The organism is Empedobacter sp. R750, assembly GCF_030324345.1.
In the GTDB taxonomy this organism is placed as follows: Bacteria; Bacteroidota; Bacteroidia; order Flavobacteriales; family Weeksellaceae; genus Empedobacter; species Empedobacter falsenii_C.
Map to the genome: position 1 here is coordinate 48,799 of NZ_JACAGF010000006.1, position 7,768 is coordinate 56,566.

Genomic DNA, 7,768 nt, shown 5'->3' on the forward strand with positions numbered 1-7,768 from the left:
ATAGGTTTTTCAAATTCAATTTATAAGGCTAAAATACTAATTTTAAATTATTTCTTAACTCACTATTTTCTGTGAATTTTTGACTGATTTTATCCAATCGATTAATCCAATAAATGATAAAATCAACAAGACAATATATTGCACCGAAGTGATGACTGCTCCTTTGTAAATCATTAATGGAATCATGATTAAATCGCCGATAATCCAGAAATACCAGTTGTCAATTTTTCGTCTCGCCATCATCCACATTCCAATCAAAAAAATAGCAGTCGTCGATGCGTCTATAAAATCAATTTTGGTATAATGTAATTTACATTGATTGATAAAACTGAAATCAAACCCGTTTTGAATGACTGGACGGAAATAATAAATCGTCAAAATAAAGAGAAAACTCAACGCGAAAAGTAACGTTGCGTACAGATATTCTTTCTTCGTTGCCCATGATACGTCAACATGTTTATGATCGGCTTCGAGATTTTTTTGCCACAAAATCCAACCATAAATCGCCATCGAAGTATAGTAAACATTAATAATCGTCTCACCATATAATCCCCAATTAAAAAATAAATAAATGAAAATAAACGTCGAAATAATTGTAGTTGGATAAACCCAAATATTGCGTTTGTAGGTATAATAAACTGAAATAATTCCGAACAACGTTGCTATCGTTTCTAGCAAGATATTCAGCGTAGAATAAGTTTTGTAAGGCGCAAGGATGTAATCAATAAAATCGTTCATTGTTAAGTTGTGAGTTAAAAATAATTCATTCTAAATCGTAAATCAAAAATCTAAATTCGTAATTTCTAACTTCGATCTATTCATAATCCAACACCCAAACCAAATAATATTCACCAATCATTTTATAGAATGCATGATATTTTCGAGATTTCACATCATCCGAAATCCAACAAATAAATTGTTTATTCTCTACTAATTCAAATTCTTCTGCACGATAATGATTCAGAAAATTCCAAAGATTTCCACCATTCAATTTGTACAAACCTTCTTTCATTCCCCAAATCACATGCAAATATTCAATTTCATGCTCTTGCGGAATCCAAGCTATTTCATCTGGACGCGCAAATTTATGTTTGATGTTCAAAATTTTTCTTGGTCGAGCCAATTCAATATCAATCCCAATATTATATTCGCTCACGCCAACAGAAACCAATCCATAGGAATGTGTGATGGAAATTTCTTTATTTGTAGGCAAAAAAGGTTTTCCACGTTCGTCATAATTTACATCATAATCCAAGTCCAATTTCTTTAGACAAGCGCGCAAACCAAGATATTCTCTGGCCTGTTTAGGTCGAAGATTATTATATTTTTCTATTCTATAATCCTCTAAATGAAGATATTCTAATAATTCTTCATTCGATTCTGTTACATTCCACGTGATAATGCGGGTATGTTTAAAATCGTTAATATAATCGATAACGGGCATTTTATTAATCGAAATTTGTTTGTAAATTTGTTCCTTATAAACTTTAAAAAAAAGTTAGTTAAATATATCAATTGATGGATACAAAAACGCAATACATTCCATACAAAGTTAAAGATATTTCTTTAGCTGAGTGGGGAAGAAAGGAAATTACGTTGGCTGAGGCAGAAATGCCTGGGTTGATGGCTATCCGTGAAGAGTACAAAGCTGCTCAACCTTTGAAAGGTGCTCGCATTGCAGGTTGTCTACACATGACAATCCAAACTGCAGTATTAATCGAAACGTTGGTTGCTTTAGGAGCTGATGTTACATGGTCGTCATGTAATATTTTCTCTACACAAGATCACGCTGCTGCTGCAATTGCTGCTGCTGGGATTCCTGTGTATGCTTGGAAAGGGATGAACGAAGAGGAATTCGATTGGTGTATCGAGCAAACATTATTCTTCGGAGAAGATCGCAAACCATTAAACATGATTTTGGATGATGGTGGAGACTTAACGAATATGGTGATTGATCGTTACCCAGAATTGGTTGCTGAGATCAAAGGATTATCAGAAGAAACAACTACGGGTGTACACCGTCTTTACGAAAGAATGGAGAAAGGTACATTGCCTATGCCTGCAATTAACGTAAATGATTCTGTAACAAAATCTAAATTCGACAACAAATACGGATGTCGCGAATCTGCAGTAGATGCTATCAAACGTGCTACTGACTTGATGATCGCTGGTAAACGTGTTGTAGTTTGTGGATTTGGTGATGTTGGTAAAGGTACAGCGGCTTCTTTCCGTGGTGCTGGAGCAATTGTTACAGTAACAGAAATCGACCCTATTTGTGCTTTACAAGCATCTATGGAAGGTTACGAAGTAAAAAAATTAGATACAGTGGTTGCAAACGCTGATATCGTAATTACGACTACTGGTAACTTTGGAATTGTACGTGCAGAGCATTTCGAGAAAATGAAAGACAAAGTAGTTGTGTGTAACATTGGTCACTTCGATAACGAAATCGATATGGCTTGGTTAAACGGAAATTACGGAAACACGAAAGAAGAAATTAAACCACAAGTTGACAAATACAACATCAACGGAAATGACATCATCATTTTGGCTGAAGGACGTTTAGTAAACTTAGGTTGTGCAACAGGACACCCTTCTTTTGTGATGTCAAACTCTTTCTCTAACCAAACTTTAGCTCAAATCGAATTGTGGACAAATTCATCAGCTTACAAAAACGAAGTATATACTTTACCTAAGCATTTAGATGAAAAAGTTGCAGAATTGCATTTAGCTAAATTAGGAGTAGAATTAGAAGTTTTATCTCAAGAACAAGCAGAATACATTGGTGTAACGGTTGAAGGACCATTTAAACCAGAATATTATAGATATTAATTAATTTTAATTCAGAATTTTTATTTGAAAAAAGAAAAAAGCACTTAACTATATGCCCTCGCCCTGAACAAGCGAGGGCTTTTTTGTTAGTCTTTATTTCCAAATAGACAAACAACGCTTAATCATTTTTAAAATATTATCTTTAAATCATTATTGAATAATTTTTATTACTGATTATGATTAAAAAATGTTTACAACTTGGATTCGTTTTAATTGGTTGTTCCTCACTTTTTGCACAAACCGAAAAACCTTCAGAAATATTCTGGAAAAATCTCGAAAAACATTGCGGTAAAGCTTACGAAGGCAAATTGCCTGAACATATTACGCGCGATGATTTTGCAGGTAAAAAATTGACCATGCATGTAAAAAGTTGTTCTGCAAACGAAATTAAAATTCCGTTCAATGTTGGTGATAATTATTCGAGAACGTGGATTTTGACTAAAAAAGATGGAATCATCACGCTAAAACACGATCATCGTCACGAAAATGGAACTTCGGAAACAATTACATTTTATGGAGGAACAAATACAAATTATGGTTTCAAAAATTTCCAGATGTTTCCTGCCGATCAAGAAACTGCAACCTTAATAGATTATGCTTCTACAAATATTTGGTGGATTACCTTAGATGATAAAACGTTTAGTTACAATTTGCAAAAAGCAGGTTCTAAAACACCTTTCAACGTCTATTTTGACTTGACAAAAGAAATTGAAACTCCGCCAGCATCTTGGGGTTGGGCAACACCACGATAATAAAAGAGCTGAAAAGCTCTTTTATCTTTTTATCAATAAATCAGCGTTTACAGATGGTTTTGCTCCCAAAGGATTTTTCTCAAAACCTCCATTTGTCGTTAAGTTTCTTGTAAATCCATTCGACAAAATAACACCACTTAAACAAACAAATTCATCAACCAATCTTTTTGTCATCAAAACACTTATATAAAATTCGTCATTATAACTAATGTTATCATCGGTTAAATCAAGTTTGTACGATTGATTTACAATATCACTTGGAGAAATCTCAATATTATTCTTTTCAAAAAATACAGTATCAACAGGAGTATTTTTAGACGATTTATATAGTTTTAAATTAAATTTTAAACTTTCTTCTTTTGGAGGATATGAAAAATTAAAATTAATCGCTTTTACAATAAAATCTTTCTTAGGAGCATTCACCTGAATAAAACTTTCTATGATCGGTTTATTCCATTTTACACTATCTTTTATTGTAGAAAATTGAAGACAAATACTTTTAGATTTTGTTTCTGGACCAACACGTTTCAATCGAAATTTGCTTTTATCATACAAAATCGTTTCATGCAATTCTATCGTATCTTTTTTATAATCTTGCGCATTTGCAAACGTTATAAAACATAAAAAAAGGAAGTAAATTTTTGTCATCTATTTGGTTTTTAAATCATTTATCAATTTTATAAAATATAGATGTTCAAAATTCACAAAGGTTACACAATAACATGTTAAAGTTTTAATTCTAACATTAAGAATAATCTTATTATCACATCATTTTTTTTGCATAATTTTAATAAAAACTGAAATTTGAATGAAAATTAGATTATTACTTTCAATAATTTTTGTGTTTACTTTTTTACTAACTCATGCACAAAAAAAAGAACTTTCTTTGGCCGAAAATGTAAATAAAGAGACAATTTCATTTCAATTTATCAAGAATTTAGTTATTGTTCCAATTACATTCAATGGTCATCAAATGAATTTCATTGTAGATTCTGGTCTTAAAGAAACTATTTTATTTAGCCAATACGACGAAACAATTAATAAAAATAATCTCCGTCAAGTAAACTTAAAAGGTTTAGGAAAAGACAACATCGATACCAAAGGATTTTTTTCATCAAATAATCAAATCGAGATTGGTAAAAATTATTCATCAAACAATATGGATATTATCGTGATACAAGACGAGAATTTTAATCTTTTTTCTCGCTTAGGACTTGATGTTCACGGTATAATTGGTGCAGACTTTTTCAAAAATCATCCAATTCAAATAGATTATGCAAAAAGAAAAATTACCATTTATAAATCTATTCTTGAAGTTAAAAATTTAAAAAAATTTCAATCAAATCCATTAGAAATAAGTCCAGAAATAAAACCTTTTACAACTGTTGATTTTACGCATCAAACAACTTACACGAATCAAAAAATGTTGATAGATATCGGAAATAGTGATGGTTTGTGGCTTTTCGAGAATCAAATTGAGAATTTAGCACCTTTACAATATGTATTTTCGTATGAATTGGGCAAAGGTTTCAATGGTTCGATCAATGGAAAGCGTGGAGTTATTTCATCTACTAACCTTGGAAAATATAAACTAGAATTTCCTTTAATTGCCATTCCAGATATCGAATCAATCCAATATCTTAACTTTAAAAATAATCGAAAAGGCTCTCTTGGAAATGAAATTTTGAGAAGATTTACAATTATTTTAGATTATAAAAATCAGTTGTTTTATTATAAACCCAATCGAAATTTCAAAGATGCTTTCCACTACAACAGAAGTGGATTAACGATAATTCACGATCAATTTGAATGGAAAAATGAAAAAATAAATATTGTATCACAAAATACATCTATATCTGAATATAATTCTATCACGACAAACAAAGTTAACTATCAATATGTGATGAAACCTGTTTATAAAATAGAAGCAGTTCGTAAAAAATCGAATGCAGATTTAGTGGGCTTGAAAGCAAATGATATACTTACAAAATTGGATGGAAAACAAGTGAATAAAATGAGTTTAGATGATATCGAAAAATTTATGATTAAAAATGAATTTCAGCAAATTTCTGTAGAAATCCTCCGAAATAATGTCCCAATGAAATTTAAGTTTGTACTTGACATTCCGTATTAAAAAAAGAGTAACTTTTGGGTTACTCTTCTAATTGATGTAATATATTTTCTAATTCGACTAATTTCTTTTTATACAATTTATTAATCCACCATTTTAAACTATATATGCAAAAAACTAAATAAAATATCAAAACAATACTATATCTAATAATTCCATTTATTGAACTAAATAATACTTCATTTTCTTTCTGAATATTTATTATTCCTATATACATTATCATTAGTATACAAAATATTAATGTATATAAATAATAAACTTCTATCGACGATTTATAATTATAATAAAACCAATTAAGGTTTTTTAAAGAATTATACTCCAACCTATAAGACTTTTTGTAAAATCTAAAAATATAATATAATGGCACAAATAATGTTGCGCAATAACAAATCATTATCCACCATATTAATTGATTATTTACTTCAAATAAATATGGAGTAGATAACAATAAAGGAAATGTTGTAATTTGAAAAAAGAAATCTTTCTTTAATGTTTTTCTTACATTATCAATAATTGTATTTGCTTCTTGATTAAGCTCAAGATTTGGATCAATTTTCACTTCATCTGAAGATTGATTGTCCCATTGTTTTTGTAATTCATCAAAATTCATAACCGTATTTTTTTATGATGATTTGTATTTTTTCTTTTGTTCTGTTCAATTTTACACGTGCATTTCCTTCCGAAATACCCAAATTAGAGCCAATTTCTTTATGACTTTGTCCTTCCAAAAACAGAAAAATCAATGCTTTTTCCACTTTATTTAATTCATGAACTGCTTTGTAAAACAATTCCAATTGTGTTTCTTTTTCACCAGAATCCACCTCATCTACTTGATCAATATTTTCTAAAAAAGTATGACGATCTGTTTTCTTTTTTTCTTTCTTGAAAAAAGTTAGTGCCGTATTTAGTGAAACGCGATACATCCAAGTGGAAAATTGTGCATTCCCTTCAAAACGATCAAAAGATTTCCATAACTGCAAAACAATCTCTTGTATCAAATCATTTTGATCTTCAGAATTATCCATATACATCTTAGCGATTTTGTGTAAAATCCCTTTGTGTTGATCGATTAATTCTAAAAAAAGAGTTTGTTTAGCTTCCAAAATCGTTACTTTATTTTTTTCAACGCAACTTGTTCATCGTCGATAAATAAAATACAATTGACTCCGAAAAATTCTTGCAAAATATTTACTTTGATATTTAACTTTTCATCTTTAGAATTTATTAAATGTCCCGTTAAAATTGGTGCAGAAAAATAGTTAATTTGATAATCTTGTAATTTATCATTTACAAAAAGTTTTTCGCCAGAAAACCAATTATTCTCGATTCTGATAACATTATTTTCAACTGTTGTTTCCCAAATAGATTTCATCGTTTAATTATTTTAGTGTTTACTAGTAAGTAGCAAAAAAGTAAAAACGTTACAAACTTTTTTGAAAAAAAATTTAAAACACCATTTCTAACCAAATTGGTAAACTGAATTCTTCTAATAAATGAGCCAATTGGAACTCTTTGTAGTTTTCTTTCGTTATCCACGCCATTTCTTCTATCTCAGAAGCGATTTTAAGCGTTTCTAATGATTTTAATTTAACATGAAACACATTTGCATGAACTTCGGTATTAACTTCATTAACAGCAATAGAAGTGTGTTGCCCTAAAAATGAAACATCATGTTGTAGAATATCAACATTAATCTCTTCTAAAAATTCGCGTCGAAGTGTGGTTAATAATTCTTCATCTTGTTCTCGTTTTCCTCCAACCATCTGAAAAAATTTCGATTTCTTTTTTCGGACAGCTAACATCCTACCCGTTTCATCTGTAACCAAGGCGTTCACCAAATAAATATGATTCATTGTTATGCGTTATGCGTTATGCGTTATGCGTTATGCGTTATGCGTTATGCGTTATGCGTTATGCAAAAATAAAAAGTTTGGAGCAAAAAAAAGCTTCACAATAAGTGAAGCTTATAAAAGTTGGCGATCCGGACGGGACTCGAACCCGCGACCACTTGCGTGACAGGCAAGTATTCTAACCAACTGAACTACCGGATCAG

General features: G+C 30.3%; 10 protein-coding genes and 1 tRNA gene. 3 read left to right on the forward strand and 8 right to left on the reverse strand.

Annotated elements, in window-relative coordinates:
• Positions 1-54: 54 nt before the first annotated feature.
• Together pnuC and HXZ74_RS07775 are read right to left on the reverse strand one after the other, a co-directional pair.
• Entirely contained in the window at positions 55-738 is a 684-nt protein-coding gene (gene pnuC, locus HXZ74_RS07770; protein ID WP_280061782.1) for a nicotinamide riboside transporter PnuC, read from the reverse strand.
• 76 nt (positions 739-814) lie between these two features.
• The gene (locus tag HXZ74_RS07775; RefSeq protein ID WP_280050754.1) at positions 815-1,444 is read right to left on the reverse strand and encodes a 4'-phosphopantetheinyl transferase family protein; all 630 of its coding nucleotides are present in this window, start codon (positions 1,442-1,444) and stop codon (positions 815-817) included.
• A 74-nt stretch (positions 1,445-1,518) separates the two neighbouring features.
• On the opposite strand from HXZ74_RS07775, the gene ahcY reads away from it, so the two are divergent.
• Positions 1,519-2,832: an adenosylhomocysteinase gene (ahcY, locus tag HXZ74_RS07780; RefSeq protein WP_038331025.1), complete on the forward strand. Its 1,314-nt coding sequence runs from the start codon at positions 1,519-1,521 to the stop codon at positions 2,830-2,832.
• A 176-nt stretch (positions 2,833-3,008) separates the two neighbouring features.
• Complete coding sequence (locus HXZ74_RS07785) at positions 3,009-3,584, forward strand: hypothetical protein (protein ID WP_114998808.1); 576 nt, start codon at positions 3,009-3,011, stop codon at positions 3,582-3,584.
• A gap of 21 nt (positions 3,585-3,605) precedes the next feature.
• On the opposite strand, the gene HXZ74_RS07790 is transcribed toward HXZ74_RS07785, so the two are convergent.
• Entirely contained in the window at positions 3,606-4,232 is a 627-nt protein-coding gene (locus HXZ74_RS07790; RefSeq protein ID WP_280061781.1) for a hypothetical protein, read from the reverse strand.
• A gap of 160 nt (positions 4,233-4,392) precedes the next feature.
• On the opposite strand from HXZ74_RS07790, the gene HXZ74_RS07795 reads away from it, so the two are divergent.
• Complete coding sequence (locus HXZ74_RS07795) at positions 4,393-5,718, forward strand: aspartyl protease family protein (protein WP_286474723.1); 1,326 nt, start codon at positions 4,393-4,395, stop codon at positions 5,716-5,718.
• Positions 5,719-5,737: 19 nt separating this feature from the next.
• On the opposite strand, the gene HXZ74_RS07800 is transcribed toward HXZ74_RS07795, so the two are convergent.
• The 5 genes from HXZ74_RS07800 to HXZ74_RS07820 form a co-directional block, all read right to left on the reverse strand.
• Positions 5,738-6,325 (reverse strand): hypothetical protein, encoded by a 588-nt coding sequence (locus HXZ74_RS07800; protein ID WP_286474726.1) that lies wholly within the window; start codon positions 6,323-6,325, stop codon positions 5,738-5,740.
• Positions 6,315-6,746, reverse strand: a complete 432-nt coding sequence (locus tag HXZ74_RS07805) for an RNA polymerase sigma factor (RefSeq protein WP_435653706.1) — start codon at positions 6,744-6,746, stop codon at positions 6,315-6,317. Before HXZ74_RS07805 ends, HXZ74_RS07800 begins: the two co-directional genes overlap by 11 nt.
• 77 nt (positions 6,747-6,823) lie before the next feature.
• Positions 6,824-7,087: a hypothetical protein gene (locus HXZ74_RS07810; protein ID WP_286474731.1), complete on the reverse strand. Its 264-nt coding sequence runs from the start codon at positions 7,085-7,087 to the stop codon at positions 6,824-6,826.
• A 73-nt stretch (positions 7,088-7,160) separates the two neighbouring features.
• Complete coding sequence (locus HXZ74_RS07815; protein ID WP_286474733.1) at positions 7,161-7,568, reverse strand: NUDIX hydrolase; 408 nt, start codon at positions 7,566-7,568, stop codon at positions 7,161-7,163.
• A gap of 121 nt (positions 7,569-7,689) precedes the next feature.
• A tRNA-Asp gene (locus HXZ74_RS07820) sits at positions 7,690-7,766 on the reverse strand.
• Between the last annotated feature and the right edge of the window lie 2 nt (positions 7,767-7,768).

What these genes read in the sequence shown, in the direction of transcription:
- pnuC (WP_280061782.1), bottom strand. Translation starts at nt 738, where the DNA reads ATGAACGATTTTATTGATTACATCCTTGCGCCTTACAAAACTTATTCT.
- HXZ74_RS07775 (WP_280050754.1), bottom strand. Translation starts at nt 1,444, where the DNA reads ATGCCCGTTATCGATTATATTAACGATTTTAAACATACCCGCATTATC.
- ahcY (WP_038331025.1), top strand. Translation starts at nt 1,519, where the DNA reads ATGGATACAAAAACGCAATACATTCCATACAAAGTTAAAGATATTTCT.
- HXZ74_RS07785 (WP_114998808.1), top strand. Translation starts at nt 3,009, where the DNA reads ATGATTAAAAAATGTTTACAACTTGGATTCGTTTTAATTGGTTGTTCC.
- HXZ74_RS07790 (WP_280061781.1), bottom strand. Translation starts at nt 4,232, where the DNA reads ATGACAAAAATTTACTTCCTTTTTTTATGTTTTATAACGTTTGCAAAT.
- HXZ74_RS07795 (WP_286474723.1), top strand. Translation starts at nt 4,393, where the DNA reads ATGAAAATTAGATTATTACTTTCAATAATTTTTGTGTTTACTTTTTTA.
- HXZ74_RS07800 (WP_286474726.1), bottom strand. Translation starts at nt 6,325, where the DNA reads ATGAATTTTGATGAATTACAAAAACAATGGGACAATCAATCTTCAGAT.
- HXZ74_RS07805 (WP_435653706.1), bottom strand. Translation starts at nt 6,746, where the DNA reads ATGTATATGGATAATTCTGAAGATCAAAATGATTTGATACAAGAGATT.
- HXZ74_RS07810 (WP_286474731.1), bottom strand. Translation starts at nt 7,087, where the DNA reads ATGAAATCTATTTGGGAAACAACAGTTGAAAATAATGTTATCAGAATC.
- HXZ74_RS07815 (WP_286474733.1), bottom strand. Translation starts at nt 7,568, where the DNA reads ATGAATCATATTTATTTGGTGAACGCCTTGGTTACAGATGAAACGGGT.